The 16,055-nt window shown below is 72.3% G+C and carries 16 protein-coding genes and 1 pseudogene; 8 read left to right on the top strand and 9 right to left on the bottom strand.

Annotated elements, in window-relative coordinates:
• Window positions 1-12: 12 nt before the first annotated feature.
• Window positions 13-1,050, top strand: coding sequence for a 2-hydroxyacid dehydrogenase (locus GV155_RS18225; protein WP_160010275.1), 1,038 nt, complete (start codon window positions 13-15; stop codon window positions 1,048-1,050).
• A 227-nt stretch (window positions 1,051-1,277) separates the two neighbouring features.
• Here GV155_RS18225 and msrB read toward each other — a convergent pair.
• The 4 genes and pseudogenes from msrB to GV155_RS18205 form a co-directional block, all read right to left on the bottom strand.
• Window positions 1,278-1,743, bottom strand: a pseudogene (gene msrB, locus GV155_RS21065) (peptide-methionine (R)-S-oxide reductase MsrB).
• 596 nt (window positions 1,744-2,339) lie between these two features.
• Window positions 2,340-3,317, bottom strand: a complete 978-nt coding sequence (locus GV155_RS18215; protein ID WP_160010273.1) for an SRPBCC family protein — start codon at window positions 3,315-3,317, stop codon at window positions 2,340-2,342.
• 39 nt (window positions 3,318-3,356) lie between these two features.
• The gene (locus tag GV155_RS18210; RefSeq protein WP_236554413.1) at window positions 3,357-3,659 is read right to left on the bottom strand and encodes an ArsR/SmtB family transcription factor; all 303 of its coding nucleotides are present in this window, start codon (window positions 3,657-3,659) and stop codon (window positions 3,357-3,359) included.
• 92 nt (window positions 3,660-3,751) lie between these two features.
• The gene (locus GV155_RS18205; RefSeq protein WP_160010269.1) at window positions 3,752-5,431 is read right to left on the bottom strand and encodes a long-chain-fatty-acid--CoA ligase; all 1,680 of its coding nucleotides are present in this window, start codon (window positions 5,429-5,431) and stop codon (window positions 3,752-3,754) included.
• A 229-nt stretch (window positions 5,432-5,660) separates the two neighbouring features.
• Between GV155_RS18205 and GV155_RS18200 the strand changes: the two genes are divergently transcribed.
• The 3 genes from GV155_RS18200 to GV155_RS18190 all read left to right on the top strand — a co-directional run bounded on the left by GV155_RS18200 (window position 5,661) and on the right by GV155_RS18190 (window position 8,004).
• On the top strand, window positions 5,661-6,791 hold the full coding sequence (locus GV155_RS18200) for a sensor histidine kinase (protein ID WP_160010266.1): 1,131 nt from the start codon (window positions 5,661-5,663) through the stop codon (window positions 6,789-6,791).
• Window positions 6,788-7,453, top strand: a complete 666-nt coding sequence (locus GV155_RS18195; protein WP_160010264.1) for a response regulator — start codon at window positions 6,788-6,790, stop codon at window positions 7,451-7,453. Before GV155_RS18200 ends, GV155_RS18195 begins: the two co-directional genes overlap by 4 nt.
• 104 nt (window positions 7,454-7,557) lie before the next feature.
• Window positions 7,558-8,004 carry a DUF6326 family protein gene (locus tag GV155_RS18190; RefSeq protein ID WP_160010262.1) on the top strand — a complete coding sequence of 149 codons (447 nt, stop codon included), beginning with the start codon at window positions 7,558-7,560 and terminating at the stop codon, window positions 8,002-8,004.
• 25 nt (window positions 8,005-8,029) lie between these two features.
• Here the strand turns inward: GV155_RS18190 and GV155_RS18185 are convergent, their stop codons facing one another.
• The 3 genes from GV155_RS18185 to GV155_RS18175 form a co-directional block, all read right to left on the bottom strand.
• A complete protein-coding gene (locus tag GV155_RS18185; protein WP_160010260.1) occupies window positions 8,030-8,875 on the bottom strand; it encodes a helix-turn-helix transcriptional regulator in 846 nt (281 codons plus the stop codon).
• Between the two features lie 73 nt (window positions 8,876-8,948).
• On the bottom strand, window positions 8,949-9,965 hold the full coding sequence (locus GV155_RS18180; RefSeq protein ID WP_160010258.1) for an SDR family oxidoreductase: 1,017 nt from the start codon (window positions 9,963-9,965) through the stop codon (window positions 8,949-8,951).
• 92 nt (window positions 9,966-10,057) lie between these two features.
• Window positions 10,058-10,741, bottom strand: coding sequence for a SanA/YdcF family protein (locus GV155_RS18175; RefSeq protein WP_160010256.1), 684 nt, complete (start codon window positions 10,739-10,741; stop codon window positions 10,058-10,060).
• A gap of 221 nt (window positions 10,742-10,962) precedes the next feature.
• On the opposite strand from GV155_RS18175, the gene GV155_RS18170 reads away from it, so the two are divergent.
• A complete protein-coding gene (locus tag GV155_RS18170; RefSeq protein ID WP_201300237.1) occupies window positions 10,963-11,337 on the top strand; it encodes a response regulator in 375 nt (124 codons plus the stop codon).
• Here GV155_RS18170 and GV155_RS18165 read toward each other — a convergent pair.
• Window positions 11,325-12,299, bottom strand: coding sequence for an SDR family NAD(P)-dependent oxidoreductase (locus tag GV155_RS18165; protein WP_160010254.1), 975 nt, complete (start codon window positions 12,297-12,299; stop codon window positions 11,325-11,327). The genes GV155_RS18170 and GV155_RS18165 overlap by 13 nt on opposite strands.
• 43 nt (window positions 12,300-12,342) lie before the next feature.
• Here GV155_RS18165 and GV155_RS18160 point away from each other — a divergent pair, with 43 nt between their 5' ends.
• Window positions 12,343-12,924 (top strand): TetR family transcriptional regulator, encoded by a 582-nt coding sequence (locus GV155_RS18160; protein ID WP_236554412.1) that lies wholly within the window; start codon window positions 12,343-12,345, stop codon window positions 12,922-12,924.
• A gap of 87 nt (window positions 12,925-13,011) precedes the next feature.
• Here GV155_RS18160 and GV155_RS18155 read toward each other — a convergent pair whose 3' ends face one another.
• The gene (locus tag GV155_RS18155; RefSeq protein WP_160010252.1) at window positions 13,012-14,031 is read right to left on the bottom strand and encodes a LacI family DNA-binding transcriptional regulator; all 1,020 of its coding nucleotides are present in this window, start codon (window positions 14,029-14,031) and stop codon (window positions 13,012-13,014) included.
• 151 nt (window positions 14,032-14,182) lie between these two features.
• On the opposite strand from GV155_RS18155, the gene GV155_RS18150 reads away from it, so the two are divergent.
• Entirely contained in the window at window positions 14,183-14,782 is a 600-nt protein-coding gene (locus GV155_RS18150) for a TRAP transporter small permease (RefSeq protein WP_160010250.1), read from the top strand.
• Entirely contained in the window at window positions 14,779-16,053 is a 1,275-nt protein-coding gene (locus tag GV155_RS18145; protein WP_160010248.1) for a TRAP transporter large permease, read from the top strand. The genes GV155_RS18150 and GV155_RS18145 overlap by 4 nt, the downstream gene beginning before the upstream one ends.
• The last annotated feature ends 2 nt before the right edge of the window (window positions 16,054-16,055 follow it).

The following is a 16,055-nucleotide window of genomic DNA, read 5'->3' as shown; positions in this document are numbered from 1 at the left end:
CCCAGGAGACCCATGACGACCGTCCTCGCCGCCGGTGACCACTTCGTCCGCGCCGACCGCCTCGCCGCCGCGGTGCGCGAGGCCTGCGGGCCAGACGGGGCCGACCTCGACGTCGTCGAGCTGACCCTGCCCTGGCCGGACGTCCCGTTCGGCCGGGTCGCGGAGGTCGACGAGGCCTCGGACGCCGAGGACGAGATGATCACGCACCTCGCCGGGGCGCAGGCATGCGTGACCCAGATGGGGCCGGTGACCGCGCGGGTGCTGGAGGCCTGCCCGGACCTGCGCTTCGTCGGGGTCGGACGCGGTGGACCGGTCAACGTCAACCTCGAGGCCGCCACGTCGCACGGCGTGCAGGTGACCCGGGCGCCCGGGCGGAACGCAGTGGCCACCGCTGAGCACACGGTGGCGATGATGCTGGCCGCGGCTCGACGCATCCCGCAGGTGCACGCCGACCTGCTGGCGGGGACCTGGCGCGGCGACTTCTACCGCTACGACACCGCCGGTCCAGAGATCGCCGGCAGCACCGTCGGCCTAGTCGGCGTGGGCGAGATCGGGGAGCGGGTGGCCAGCCGGCTCGAAGGGTTCGGGGCGCGGGTGCTGGTCCACGACCCGTACCTGCCCGAGGGTCACCCGCGTGCCGCCGGCGCCGTCGACCTCGACGAGCTGCTCGGGGCCGCGGACTTCCTCAGCCTGCACGCGCGGCTCACCGCTGACAACGCCCGGATGATCGGGGCCCGGGAGCTTTCGCTGCTGCCCCAGGGTGCGGTGCTGGTGAACTGCGCTCGCGCCGGGCTGCTCGACCACGACGCCCTGTGCGACGCGCTCGAGTCCGGCCACCTGCACGCGGCGGCGCTCGACGTCTTCCCCGAGGAGCCGCCGGCGGCCGACTCGCGCCTACTGCGAGCCCCGCGGCTCGTGATGACCCCGCACCTCGCCGGCGCGAGCCGCCAGACGGCCGACAACGCCTGCCGGATCGTCGCCGCCGACCTCGCCGCGCACCTGCGCGGTGAGCAGCCCGAACACCTGGTCAACCCCGAGGTGCTCCGCTGACCGATCCTCCCGCGACTCTCCGGCTCGACGTCGGCTCAAATCCAGGCGGTCGTCTCCTGAAGCGGCGTGCCCCACCTGGACCTACCGGTGATCCCGACGACGGGCTGACGCGTCCTCGGGGTCGCAAGGACATGCACTGTTGCGGGCTGACGACCAGCGTTGGGGTAACGAACCGACTGTGAAGCCGGCCATCCCGGTTACCGAGTCCGGGGAGGGCAGTCCCGTCCCTACGGCGGCGTGCGTTCAATCGGGCTGCCCGGCCGCGGGTGCCGACGTGGGCCCATCGAGGGTGAGGCGGCCCCGTTGATGCACCATCGCTGGCCCGTGGGCGCCGGACCGTCTGCGAACACGTGTCCTAGGTGCCCGCCGCCGGGTGCAGGTTGCCTCACGTCGGGGCACCAGCATGGCGAAGTCGGTGCGGACGTCTACGGCGTCCAGGGTCGCGGCGGAGGTGAAGCTGGGCCACCCCGTCCGGGAGTCGAACTGGTCGTCGGCGCGGAACAGCTCGCCCCCGCAGCCCAGGCATCGGTACACCCCGGCTGGGTTCGCGGGCGGGTGCTCGTAGGGGCTGGTCCGCGGGGCCTCCGTGCCTGAGCGGCGAAGTACCCGGTAGGCCTCGGGTTCGAGGATCGCGCGCCACTCGGCATCCGAGCGGACAAACTCGGGCTGTGGTCGGGTGCGGCGCCTGAACACGTAACCAGAGTAGGGACAGGCCCCTGAGGGCGGCCAAGTTCCCACAGGCCAGTTCGACACTGCCTCGGGGCACGTGGCACCGGTCGTTGAGTCCGCGATCGGCCAACCTGACCGACCGCGAAGCTTGCTGCGGTCCCCGCCCCGACGACGACGTGGTCATACCTGCGGCCCTGGTCTTTTGGGGTCGAGCGGGGTGCATGCCGGGGGGATGGCCGGTCCGGTTGGGCTCGGTTGAACTCTCGCCCCGGGGTGACGTCAGGACGCGGCCTGCGGTCGCTCCTGGTGGCGTTCGGCTCCGGCTCAAAAACGGCTCAAGAACCCCCCCGGGAAGACCCCGTGAGCGACTCAGGCCGACCGGGCACGCCCGCCCAAGACGAGTGCCCGCACAGCCCGCTGACCTGGTACTTTGTCCTCAAGTCGCTGTCGTCCGTAGGTGTGCCGGGACGGCCGCAGACACCCCGGACCCTCGCTACGGATCAGAAGGTTTGGTGCGCCGAAGCGGCGGTCTGCAAGCGACGTCTGGGCGTGATCGTCGGCAACGACCGAGCGAACTCGACGCCCTGCGACTCCACCGGGGGCTCCGGCTTCGAGCCGGCTCAGACGAGGACGTCGCGCTCGAGCCGGGCGTAGCTGGTCTCCATGCCGTCGACCATCCCGGTAGCCAGGATGGCATCCCGGGTCGCCGCGTCGGGGAAGGTGACGACGACGGCCAGCAGGGTGCCCTCGGGGACCGGGGTGAGGGTGAGCTCGTTGAGCGTGCCGTCGCCGGGCATCCCGATCATCCGTTCGGTGGTCACGGCCCGGTACGGCCGGACCGACTCGAGCAGCTCACCCTCGAAGCCGAAGCGCTCCCCTGCCGTGCCCTCGGCCGGCTCCCACTCGTAGCGGTACTTCTCGCCGACGGTGGTGGCGACGTCGCAGACCGGCATCGTCCACCCGTCCGGACCGAGGAGCCACCGTCGCATCAGTGCGGCGTCGTGGTGTGCCTGCCACACCATCTCGATCGGTCCGTGGATCACCCGGGTGATGCGTGCCTGCGTGTCGGACAGGATCTGGCAGACCGTGCCGTCGCCGGCGGCGAACGCCGTCAGGTCGGCGAGCACCTCGTCCATCTGGCCCATCGCGGCCCGCAGGCCCTCCTCCATGCCCATCTCGACGAGCTGCTCCAGCTCCTCGAGCGTGGTGAAGTACGTCGTCGTGGTGACCCGCGACCCCGTGCCGCTCTCCTCGAAGACGAAATGCAGGCGCATCGAGGGCATCTGGGGATCCGGCTCGCCGTCGGGCGAGGCGAATCCGTCGCGGACCTCGAAGCCCTTGAGCGGGTCGACCGAGATCCACTCCCAGTAGCCACCATGGCTCTCGCCGTCAGGGCCGGTCATCCGGTACGTCGAGCGTCCGCCGGTGGCGGCGTCGTGACGGGTGAACGTGGACGGGTACCCGGGCGGGCCCCAGAACCGCTCCAGCTGCCGCGGGTCCACGTAGACCTGCCACAGGCGCTGCAGGTCGGCGGCGAAGTCGGCGACCACGGTCATGGTCAGGGCCTCGGGGTCGCGGGTCACGGACGTGATGGGCATGGTGGTCTCCTGGTGGTCTCCTGGTCGGGGTGGTTCGGGTCAGTCGTCGGCGAGCAGCGCGTCGAGCCGGTCGATCCGCGCGCGCCAGACCTCCTCGTAACGGCCCAGCAGTGCTTGCGCCTTCTGCACCATCTCGGGGTTGCCGCGGATCATGCGTTCGCGGCCCTGTGGTTGCTTGGTCACCAGACCGGCTCCCTCCAGCACGGCCACGTGCTTCTGGACGGCTGCGAAGGACATGTCGTACGCCGCAGCCAGCTGGGACACCGACGCCTCTCCCGCCATCGTGCGACGCAGGATGTCGCGGCGCGTGGTGTCGGCGAGGGCCCGGAAGATCCGGTCCACCTCGGCATCCGTGAGATCAAGTCGTACAACCATTTGGTTGTAGATTAAGCCAGGCTGTGGCACCCGTCAAGAGCGGGCGCCGCAGTCGGCGTTCAGGACTCCTGGAGCCGGGTCGCCACCTCTCGGCGCAGGACCTTGCCCATGGGGTTGATCGGCAGGTCGTCCACGAAGACGATCCGACGCGGGACCTTGTAGGCCGTCAGCGCCTGGCGCGTGTGTGCCCGCAGCTCGTCCGGCAGAACAGCGACACCCCCGACGGGCACGACGGCCGCGACCACCTGCTCCCCACCGTCTTCGTGCGGGAGCCCGACCACCGCCACGTCGTCGACCGCGGGATGCGTACGGAGCGCGGCCTCCACCTCGGAGGGATAGACGTTGAACCCGCCGGTGATGATGATCTCCTTGACCCGGTCCACGATCACCAAGAACCCGTCGGGCGACATGGTGACCACGTCCCCGGTACGGAACCAGCCGTCGTGGAAGGCGGAAGCCGTCTCCTCCGGCAGGCCTCGATAGCCCGAGAAGATCTGCGGCCCCCGGACCAGCAGCTCGCCGCCCTCGCCGAGGGGGACGTCGCGGTCGAGGTCGTCGCGGTCCGCGATGCGGACCTCCACGTCCGGGAAAGGTACGCCGATCGCGCCGGGCCGCCGCGCCTTGGTCATCGGGTTGCCGACGATCACCGGTGACGTCTCCGTCAGGCCGTACCCCTCGACGAGCAGCCCGCCGGTGGCGGCCTCCCATTTCTCGACGAGGTCACCGGGCAGCGGCATCGCGCCCGACAAGGCGTACCGGATGCCCTTGATCGACACCTTCCGCCGCTCCGCCTCATCGACGATGCGCTGGTAGAGGGTCGGCACTGCGGGTACGAAGCTCGGGACCTCCCGCGCGACGGCCTCCATGATCAGGCCGATGTCGGGTTTGGGGAGCAGGACCAGCTTGGCGGCCAGGGCCACGCCGAGCAGCACGCTCACCGTCACGCCGTAGGCGTGGAACAACGGCAGCGCCACCAGGAAGGACTCCTTGCCCTCCTCCAGGCCCGGCACCCAGGCACGACCCTGGACGACGTTGGCGACGAGGTTGCGATGCAGGAGCGGCACCCCCTTCGGGACGCCGGTCGTCCCCGAGGTGTAGAGCAGCAGCGCGACGTCGTCCTTGCTCGGACGGGGGTGCGCGTCGTCGAGCGGCGCCGAGGAGACCAGCTCGGCCCACTGCATGACCTGGGGGGCCGGGGAGGTCAGCTGGTCCCGGGCCGCGCGGGCCTTCGCGACCGGCAGACGCAGCGCGAGCCGCTTCTTCCACGGCAGCCGGGTGGTCATGTCGACGGCGACGACGTGCTCGAGCGAGGACCCGGTCTGGAGCCCCTCGATGGTCGGCACCACCTTGTCCCACACGATCGCGACCCGGGCGCCGTGGTCGACGAACGGGTGACGCAGCTCCGCTGCCGTGTAGAGCGGGTTGTGCTCGACCACGGTGGCACCCAGCCGCAGCACCGCGAAGAAGGCGATCACGTTCTGCGGACAGTTCGGCATGACGAGGGCAACGTTGTCGCCGGCACGCACGCCGAGCGCGTGCAGCCCGCCCGCCACGTGCCGGATCTCGTCGTCGACCTCGGCGTAGGTCGAGACGCGGCCCAGGAAGTCCAGGGCCGGCCGGTCGGGATACCGCTGCGATGCGTTCTCCCACAGACCGAGGACGGTGGTGTCGCCGTAGTCGAGGTGCAGGGGCACCCCGGGGGCGTAGGAGTCTGCCCACAGGGGCTGCTGAGCCGGCACGGCGTTCCTCGTGTTCTGTCGCTGGACGGGCGTCGCGACGTGTCCCCAAGGTATCGGTCCGAGCAGGTCGCACGGCAGGTCCCGGACGCGCAGCGCGACCAGGTCAACCGCGCCGAGCAGAGGAGACGTGCATCGGGCCACCGCGTGAGGACTCCTCGGCCGAAAGGACGAGGAGCGGCTCGTGCTCGAGCTCCGTACGCCGAGCGTGGCCGCTCCCTAGGCTGGAGCGGTGCTCGCCGCCTCCCTCCGCTCGGTCCTCGCCGAGCCTCGTGCCCCGGACCCCCCGGCACGGGTGTGGGGGGACTGGGTCGTGGTCGGCGTCCTGCTGGTCGCGGCCGCGGGCGAGGCGATCTTCCGCTCCGACGTGCCGGCGCGGCCCGTGGCCACCGTGGTCGCGCTCCTGGTGATCCCGGCCCTGCTCTGGCGGCGTACGCGTCCGCTCCTGGCGACCGCGGTCGGCTTCGGCGGCGCGATGGTGCTGCACGTCCCGATGATCCTCGGCGTCGCCGGCGAGGTGGGGCTCTTCGCCATGATCGGGGTCCTGCTGCTGCCCTACGCCTTGTACCGCTGGGCCTCCGGCCCCGAGGCGCTGGTCGGCACGGTGATCGTCGCCGTACCGGCCGGCCTGGGTCTCGCGACCAGCGAGGCCCTGGAGGACGTGGTGGGTGGCACCACCGTGCTGGTCGCGGCGTTCGCCCTCGGGGCCGCGATGCGCTACCGCGCGGTCGCGCGCCAGCGCGAGGTGCAGCAGGTCCGGACGCTCGAGCGAGGGGAGCTCGCCCGCGAGCTGCACGACACCGTCGCGCACCACGTGTCGGCGATCGCGATCCAGGCCCAGGCGGGGCGGGCGGTGGCGGCCACGGACCCGACCTCGGCGGTCGAGGCCCTGGCGGTGATCGAGGCGGAGGCGTCGCGGACGTTGTCCGAGATGCGCACGATGGTCCGGGTGCTCCGGGACGGGGAGGTGGCCGACTACGCGCCCCAGCGGGGCATCGGCGACCTGGACGAGCTGACTCGGATGAGCCCCGTGGTGCAGGTGCACCGCGGCGGCGACCTCACCGGCCTGCCGCAGCCGGTCGAGGTCACGGTCTACCGGATCTGCCAGGAGTCGGTCACCAACGCGATCCGGCATGCGCCGAACGCCACGGTGGTCACCGTGGAGGTCGCCGGTGAGGTCGGCGTCGTACGGCTGCGGGTGCACGACGACGGAGGGCCGGCCCGCCCCGCGACCACCGGGGGCTACGGCCTCCTCGGCATGGCCGAACGAGCCAGGCTGCTCGGCGGTGCCTGTCAGGCCGGGCCGGACCCCGTCGGCGGGTGGACCGTCGAGGCGACCCTCCCGCGGGAGGTGCCGCGATGACCATCCGGGTGGTCATCGCCGACGACCAGCTCCTGGTCCGGACCGGGCTCACCATGATCCTCGACGCGCAGGCCGGGATCGAGGTCGTCGGCGGGGCGGCGGACGGTCACGAGGCGGTGGCCATGGCGCGCGAGCTGCGTCCCGACGTGTGCCTCTTCGACATCCGGATGCCCGGTATCGACGGCATCGAGGCCACCCGCCGGCTCGCCGGTCCTGGCGTGGAGAACCCCCTGGCCGTCGTGATCATCACGACCTTCGATCTCGACGAGCACGTCCACGGCGCGCTCAAGGCCGGAGCCCGGGGCTTCCTCCTCAAGGACGCCGGGCCCGAGCTCCTGGTCCAGGCGATCCACGCCGCGGCGAACGGCGATGCGCTCATCGCACCCGAGATCACCCGCCGACTGCTCACCACGCTCGCCGGCCTCGAGCGCGCCACTCCGCCGGCCCAGCCGATCGAGCCGCTCACCGAACGCGAGGAGGAGGTGCTCTTCACCGTCGCCCGCGGCCGTACCAACGCCGAGATCGCCGAGGAGCTCCACATCTCCCTGAGCACGGTGAAGACCCATGTCGGCGCGGTGATGAACAAGCTCGGGGCGCGCAACCGCGTCGAGATCGCGATGTGGGCCTACGAGACCAGGCGAGTCAGCCGAAGGGACGAGTGACGACTCCTACCGGAGGGCCAGGGAGATCGAGCCCGGAGGCCGACGGCAGGACGGGGTTCTTCAGCCATCGTGGGATCGACAACCCGACGAGAGAGAAGACACCCATGAGCGCCACGACCACGACCACGACCGGTGCCACGACGACCCTGCACGATCCACCCGTGCCGGTCAGGGCGAAGCTGACCGCGGCCTGGGCCAGCTTCATGTTCTTCTACATCTACGTCGACTACCTCCACCTGTACAAGCCCGGTGCCGTCGACGACATCCTGGCCGGCGTCGTCTTCGAGTTCGACATCAGTCAGACCTTCGTCGTCGTCTCGCTGATGCTCGTGGGGATCCCGGCCCTCATGATCCTGCTCTCCGCGGTCCTGCCCGCCGGTGCCAACCGCAGGCTCAACCTGGTCGTGGCCTCGCTTTACGTGCCCGTCTCGGCGTTCAACGTGGTCGGGGAGTCCTGGTGGTACTTCTACGGCCTGGGCGCCGTGATCGAGATCGTCGTCCTCGCCTACATCCTCCGCTCCGCCTGGGCCTGGCCGCGCACGACGTCGTAGGAGGGCGCCGCGGCCACCGCGCCGTTCAGGAGCTGGACATGCGCTGCGTGCCGACGACGGTGAGCATCTGCAGCTTCTCGTAGCTCTCGGTGCCGGGGTCGGCGGTGTACACCAGCAGGCGGTGGGACTGGTGGGGGTCCATCAGCACCTGGCAGTTGAGGTCGAGCCGTCCTACCTCGGGGTGCTGGTAGCGCTTGACCTCGTCGGGCTCGACACCGATCTCGTGGTCGGCCCACAGGGTGGCGAACTCCGTGCTGCGCTCCAGGAGCAGCCCGGCCAGCTCGGCGGCCCGGGACCCGGGCCCGCGCATCCCTGCGATGCCCCGCAGCCCGGCCGCGTACATCCGGGAGAGGAACGGGTGGTCCTCGGGCACGTAGATGTCGCGGGAGGTCGGGTCGGTGAACCAGCGGTAGCCGTTGCTGCGCTCGGGGCCGGTGAAGACCGTCCAGTCGCCCGTGAGCGCGACCTTGGGCGGCGTCTGGCGCAGCGTCTCGCCGAGCTCGGTGACGATCTCGGCGGGGGTGTCGGTGAGCCGGTCGAAGATGCGCAGCATGCCGGGGCTCACGTGCTCGCTGCTCGCGCCCCGGGCGGGCGGGCGGTGCCCGGCCAGGCGGAAGAGGTGGTCCCGCTCTGCGACGGTCAGGTGCAGGCCCTGCGCGATCGAGGCGACCATCTGCTCGGAGGGTTGCGGGCCGCGCTCCTGCTCCAGGCGGGAGTAGTAGTCGGTGGACATGTGGCACAGCACCGCGACCTCCTCGCGGCGCAGGCCGCTGGTGCGGCGGCGCTGCCCGCGGGGCATGCCGACGTCCTCGGGCTGCAGGGCCTCGCGGCGGCGGCGCAGGAACTCCGCCAGCTGGGTGCGGTCGATCATCCTCTGCCTCCTCCTCCGGTGCCACCGGCGTGGTGCGCAGCCGACCCCGCCCGGACCGCACGCTGAGAGGCCATCATGCGGCGGGGTCCCGGTGCGGCAGGCGGGCGTCGTGTTCGTCGACGGGTCCGGTCTGCGCGTCCGACGCCGGATCGGTCGGGAACGGGACGCCGGTGAGCTTCTCCGAGGCCAGCCAGGCGCGCTGGGCCTCCTCGGTGTCGCGCAGCGGCTTGTAGAGCGTCTGCTCGGTCGGCGCCCCGCCCAGGTGCTGGAAGCCGCCCGGGCCGTAGAGCAGGCCGCCCTCGGCCTCGGTGGAGGTGGCGGCCATGAGGGCCGGGAGCCCGGCCGAGCGGGCCGTGCCCACCAGCAGGCCACGGCTGGACAGCCAGCGGATCAGCCGTACCTGCGGGGTGTCGGTGTCGCGGTCGAGCTCGGGCCGCGCGGCCAGCAGGCTGGTGGGGGCGACGCCGGGGTGGGACAGGTTGCTGGTGATGCCCCAGCCGTGGGTCCTGCTGCGCCGGTCGAGCTCGAGGCCGAAGAGCCCGAACGCGATCTTGGACTGCCGGTAGGCCTTCATCCCGTCGTAGGACCGGTCCCAGTTGAGGTCGTCCCAGTTCATGGTGCCGCTGGCTGCGGCGACGCTGACCTGGGAGGTGACCCGGGCCCGGCCGGCTCGCAGCAGCGGCATGAGGTGGGCGACCAGGGCCACGTGGCCGAGGTGGTTGGTGCCCAGCTGCAGCTCGAACCCGTCGGCGGTGCTCTGGCGGGTCGGCGGCGTCATGACCCCGGCGTTGTTGACCAGCAGGTGGATCGGCGCGCCCTCGGCGCGCAGGGTCGCCCCGAGGGAGGCGACGGACTCCAGCGAGGACAGGTCGAGGTCGCGGAGGACGACGGTGGCGCCGGGGGCGGCGGCTCGGATCCGGGTGACCGCGGCCCGTCCCTTGCCCTGGTTGCGCACGGGCAGGACCAGCTCGGCGCCGGCGGCGGCGAGCCGGGTGGCGATCCCGAGGCCGATGCCGTCGCTGCCCCCGGTCAGGATCGCTCGGGTGCCGGTGAGGTCGGGGACGGTGAGGTCGGTGTCGGTACGAGGCATGGTGGTGGCTCCTGCTGGGTAGTGGTGTTGGTGGCGGTGGGTGGCCCGGTCCTCCGGGGTGCTCCCACCGTTGCTGAGATCCGGAGCTCTATTCAGGGTCTGCCGCTCCCTCCATCAGCAGGACGGCGGAGGTCGGCCCACGAGTCCCGACCGTCGCCGGTGATCGGGATCAGGGAGCCGCCGACGACGTCCGGGCGCCAGAGGGCCTCGCCGAGCCCCCGGACCCGCGCGAGCAGCTCCCGCCCGCGCCGTCCGCCCTCGCGGACGACGTAGCCCTGGGTCTCGATGCCGGCGGCGGTGCCGAGGTCGACGGCGCGTGCGACGTAGACGCTCTGCGTGACGACCACGGCGGTCTCGACCCCGAAGACCTCGCGTGCGCGGCGCATGGTGTGCCAGGTGCTGAACCCGGCGTAGTCGGTGAACACGGCGTCGGGGGGCACACCCGCGGCGAGCACGGCGTCGCGCATCGCGTCGGTCTCGTTGTAACCGGCGGTCCCGTTGTCCCCCGAGACGAGCACCGTGGCGACGGTGCCGGACCGGTGCAGGGCCACCGCGGCCTCGACACGCTCGGCCACGACCGGACCGAGGGACCCGTCCTCGCGCACGTGCGACCCGGGCACGACGACGACCTGGGCGGGACGGAGGTCGTCGGCGTCCGTCGTGACGTCGTCGTCGGTCCGGAGCACGACGACGGCGTTGGCGGCCGCGACGACCGCGACGAGGGCGGCGACGCCGGCGAGGGCCACGTGCAGGACGCGGTGGACCAGCCTGCTCATGCCGTGTCCGTGGTGGGCGTCGAGACGGGCGGGGTGGGTCGTGGCATGGGTCCACGGTGACCCGGACGGCCGGTTCGGTTCAGGGACTGTCGATCCCCCCTTGGCGCCGTGCGGGCTCGCGAGCCCCTTCAGGTGTCTCGTCCACGAGCCGACACTGAGGACGAGCCGGGCGGCACTGCCCGGCACCACATGGGGGAACAGTGGGACGGACCGTGCTGGTCGTGGACGACGATCCGGACGTCCGCGAGCTCATCGCCATGTCGATGTCCGTCGTCGGCGGCTGGCTGGTCGTCGAGGCCACGGGCGGCCTCGAGGCCGTCGAGATCGCGCGGAGGCGACGGCCCGACCTGGTCGTGCTCGACGTGACGATGCCCGAGGTCGACGGCATCGCCACCTTCCACCTGCTCCAGCAGGACCCGCTCACGGCCGGGGTGCCGGTCGTGTTGCTCACCGCCGCGCAACGCGTCGGGGTCCAGTCCTGGTTCGGGCTCGACGTCGCGGGCGTGCTCGCCAAGCCATTCGACCCGATCCAGCTGCCCGTGCTGGTCGAGGCGCTGCTGCTCGACCGGGGTCAGGCGATGGCTCAGGAGGCCTGACGGGCCGCTGCCAGCAGGTCCCCGGAGACGTCCCAGAGACGACGGGCGTCGTCGGGGTCGAGCGCGTGGGGCAGGACGCCGTGGATGCCGTCGAGCTGGTCGACGACGGCGGCCTCGTGGCAGTCCTCGAAGTAGCGGCCGCCGACGCCCTCGACGAGCGGCGAGGTCGCGAGGAAGACCGAGGTGGCCGCGCCCTGCTCGGGCGTCTTCATCCGGAACAGCCCGGCCGCCTCGGCCCGGCGCGACTGCGCCTCGGCGGCGGCGCGCTTCTCCGCGCTCCAGTGGCGCTGCAGCGGGGTCCAGATGCCGCCGGGCATCAGGGCGTTGGCGGTGATGCCGTCGGCGGCCCACCGCCGGGTCGCCTCGACGGCGAAGAGCGAGTTGGCGGTCTTGGACTGGCCGTAGGCCAGGCCGGGGTCGTACGCACGACGCTCGAAGAAGAGGTCGTCGAAGACGACCGGTGACGCGGCGTGGCCGCTGGAGGAGACCGACACGACCCGGGCCCGGTCGCCCGCGGCGAGGGCGGCGTGCAGCCCGGTGGCGAGCGCGAGGTGGCCGAGGTGGTTGGTCCCGAGCTGGGTCTCCCAGCCCTGGGCGGTGGTGCCGTACGGGGTGTCCATCACGCCGGCGTTGTTGACGAGCACGTCGAGGGGACCGGCCCAGGCCGCCGTCACCGCGTCGACCGAGGTGAGGTCGGCGAGGTCGAGCCGGACGACGGCGACGTCGTCGCGACCGCTGGTCCGGGCGATGTCGGAGGCCGCGCGGTCGCCGGCGGTGGTGTCGCGCACGGCCAGGGTGACCTGCGCGCCCGCGTGGGCCAGGGCGCGGGCGGTCTCGACGCCGATGCCGGACGCGGCCCCGGTGACGAGGGCGCGCCGCCCGGTGAGGTCGAGGCCCTCGACGACCTCGAGGGCGGTGGTCGTGTCGTCGTACGGGCTGGTGATCGGCGCGGGAGGTGTCATGGCAGGAACATACCAACTAGATGGTTGGGTTTAGGGTGGGGTCGTGGTGAGGGACGGGGACGCGAGCCGGCGGCGGTTGCTCGCCGCGGCCACGGCGGAGTTCGCTGCCCACGGGCTGGCCGGCGCGCGGGTCGACCGGATCGCTGCCGCGGCCGAGGTCAACAAGCAGCAGATGTACGCCTGGCACGGCTCCAAGGACGGTCTCTTCGACGCCGTCTTCGCCGCCCAGCTCGAACGGATCGTGGACGCGGTCCCGTTCACCGCCCACGACCTCCCCGGCTACGCCGTCGCCCTCTACGACAGCTACCTCACCGACCCCGAGATCATCCGGCTCGTCGGCTGGAACCGTCTCGAGCGGGTGCCGGTCGGTGACCTGCTGGCCGGCCACGGCGCGCTCACCGAGCCCAAGCGCGCCGCCCTCGAGCAGGCCCAGCACGACGGCCTGGTCGTCGACGGGATCGCACCCGGGGACGTCTACGCGATGGTGATCGGCATCGCCGGGTCCTGGTCGCCGCTCAGCGGCACCGTCACCGCAGCCCCCGGTGACGACGAGGCAGACCACGACCGCCGTCGCACGGCCCTGCGCCACACGGTCGCCCGCGCGCTGGTGCCCTCCCCGCGCTGAACGGTCGACGGTGCGGCGTTCACCAGGGGAGGCGTCGCCCCGCAGGCCCGCCCGCTCGGCCCGGGCCACCTCGACCAGGAGCGAGGGTCACGACGGCGCCGGGCCCGTCGAGTCCCGCACGACGAGCTCCACGGGCATCGCGACCTGCTCGGCGCGGGGCGCCGCGCCTCGCCGTCGTGCGTCGAGGATCGACATGAGCAGCTCGACCGCGCGCCGGCCGGCGTCGCTGATCGGACCGCCCAGGGTCGTCAGCGACGGCTGGACCAGGGTCGCGGCGAAGATGTTGTCGAACCCGACGACGCTGACGTCACCCGGCACGTCGAGGCCGCGGTCGGACAGCCGCCGCATGATGCCGATCGCGAGCAGGTCGTTGTGGGCCACCACCGCCGTCCCGCCGACCCGGAGCGCGGCGTCGGCCGCGCTGCTGCCGCTGGCCACGGTGGGGGTGTAGGGCCCCATCCGGTGCGCCTCGAGGTCGTACTGCCGGGCGCCCTCGGAGAGCATCCGCCACCGGGTCGCCCCCATCCAGGAGCTCGGCGGGCCGGCGCAGTAGGTGAAGGACCGGTGGCCCAGCGAGGACAGGTGCTCGAGGATCTGGCGGCAGCCCGAGGCCATGTCGAGGGTGACGCTGGTGGTGCCGGGCAGGTCCCGGTTGAGGAGGACCGTCGGGTGCTCGGCGGCGAGGTCGCGCAGCTGCTGGTCGGGCAGCCGGCTGGCCGCCATCACGAAGCCGTCGACGGTGCTGGTCAGGCCACGGACCTGCTCCAGCTCGATCTGGGTCGACTCCTCGCAGTTGACCAGCACCAGGGTGGTCCCGGAGGCCCGGGCGCGCAGCTCGGCGCCGCGGATCAGCTCGAAGTAGTGCGGGTTGGTGATGTCCGAGACCAGCATCGCGACGGTGCGCGGCCGCTCCTCGGAGCGCCCCGACGCAGGTCCGGTACGCCGGCGCGGCCGCTGCCGGGGCGCGTAGTCCAGCTCGGCCGCGGCGGCCATCACCCGGGCCCGGGTGGCCTCGGTGACCCGGCCGGGATCAGCGAAGGCCCGCGACACCGTCGACGCCGCGACCCCCGCCCGCTCGGCGACGTCGTAGATGGAGGGCCCGGTCACGCGGTGATCGAAGCAGAGGTTGGCAACAACTGGCAACTTGTTGCAACTGTGTGACGCGAGTTCCTAGGGTCCGGAGCGATGTGAGTGCCGCCACACCGGCGGCCGGTTCCCCGAGGAGGTCCACGTGGCTCCGTCTGAGTCAGCTTCGCCGGTGGGTGTCCCCCCGCCGGACGCACCGGACGCCCGTCCCCGAGCAGGCGCGGAGCCGGGCGGTGCTCTCGGGCGCGTCGTCCGTGCCATCACCGGGATCGAGCTCGGCGTCGCCGCCCTGGCGACCGCGATGATCTTCGTCCTGGTCCTGGTGCAGGCCTTCCAGCGCTACCTGCCGGTCGACGGCTGGACCTGGACCGGGGAGCTGTCGCGCTACGGCCTGGTCTGGCTGACCTTCGTGGCGGCCGGTGTCCTGGTCACGCGGGACGGGCACATCGCGCTGCAGGTGGTCGACACCCTGCGCCCCGCGTGGCTGGTGCGGGCGGTCCACGTCCTGGCCCACCTCGTCGTGGCGGCCACCGGCGCCGGTTTCGCCTGGGCCTGCTGGACCCTGATCCAGGAGTCGGGCAACCTGACGACGCCGTCGCTTCAGATCCCGATGTCGTTCGTCTACGCGCTCCCGCTGGTCGGGTTCGTGAGCACGGCGGTCCGCTCGCTCCTCGCCGCCGTCCTCGTCGTCCGGTACGGCATCCCGGCCTCCCGGGAGCGCGACGCCCTGCCGGTCAGCGTCAACGGCCCCGAGCAGGGGGCGCGCGCATGACCGTCGCCCTGCTCCTCATCGGCATCCTGGTCCTGCTCCTGCTGCGGGTCCCGGTCGCCTTCTCGTTCCTCGGTCCCGGCCTGGCCTACCTCGTGCTCACCGACCAGTCGGTCGGCCTGGCCATGCGCCTGGTGACCAACTCCACCGCGAGCTTCCCGCTCCTGGCGGTGCCGCTGTTCGTCCTCCTCGGGGTCCTCGCCAACCGGGCCGGGATCGCCGACCGGCTCTTCGACTTCGCGCTGGCCGTGATGGGACGCGTCCGCGGGGGCCTCGGCTACGTCAGCGTCGGCGTCAGCCTCGGGTTCTCGTGGATGAGTGGCTCGGCCGTGGCGGACGCCGCCGCGCTCAGCAAGGTCGAGATCCCGGCCATGCAGCGCAACGGCTACACCACCCGGTTCGGGCTCGGCGTGGTCGGCTCCTCGGCCCTGATCGCGCCGGTGATGCCTCCCAGCATCCCCGCGGTGATCTACGCCGGTCTGGCCGCCGTCAGCACCGGCGCCCTGTTCGCGGCCTCGGTCGTCCCGGCGCTGCTGATGGCTGCCGGGTTGTGCGTGGTCGTGTTCGTCCTCGTCCGCCGGCAGCCGGACATCGTGCAGACCGGGTTCAGCTGGGCCGAGGTCCGGCGCACCGGCCTGCGGGTCCTCGCGCCGGTCGGTGCCCCGGTCCTGATCCTGGGCGGCATCCTCGGCGGCTGGTTCACGCCGACCGAGGCCGCCGCGGTCGGTGCGCTCTACATGCTGCTGCTCGGCTTCGCCTACCGGTCGCTGGACCTGCGGGTGCTGCCCTCGATCTTCGTCGAGACCGTGCTGACGACCGCGGCGATCATGCTCATCGTCTCCTCCGCGGCCCTGCTCGGCTTCGTGCTGGCCCGCGAGCGTGTCCCGCAGCTGCTCTCCGAGCTCGTGCTCGGGATCACCGATGACGGGACGGTCTTCCTGATCCTCGTCGCGCTGCTGATGCTGGTGCTCGGCACCGTCATCGACGCCACCGCGGTGCTGGTCCTGATCGTGCCGATCCTGATGCCGATCGGCCTGCGCCTCGACGTCGACCCCGTCGTGCTCGGCGTGCTGATGATCGTGTCGCTGATGATCGGCCTCCTCACGCCGCCGGTCGGCACCGTGCTCTACGTCCTGAGCTCCACGATGAAGGTGCCGGTGGGCGAGGTCTTCAAGGCCTCGGTCCCCTTCACCATCCCGCTGCTGGCCGTCTGCGTCCTGATCATCTTCGTCCCGGGGGTCGTGACCTGGCTCCCGACCAGGCTCGGCCTCTGACA

This window comes from Nocardioides sp. AX2bis (assembly GCF_902506435.1).
GTDB lineage: Bacteria > Actinomycetota > Actinomycetes > Propionibacteriales > Nocardioidaceae > Nocardioides.
The sequence above is the reverse complement of the archived record's forward strand: the minus strand, read 5'-3'. Positions and strand labels throughout refer to the sequence as shown.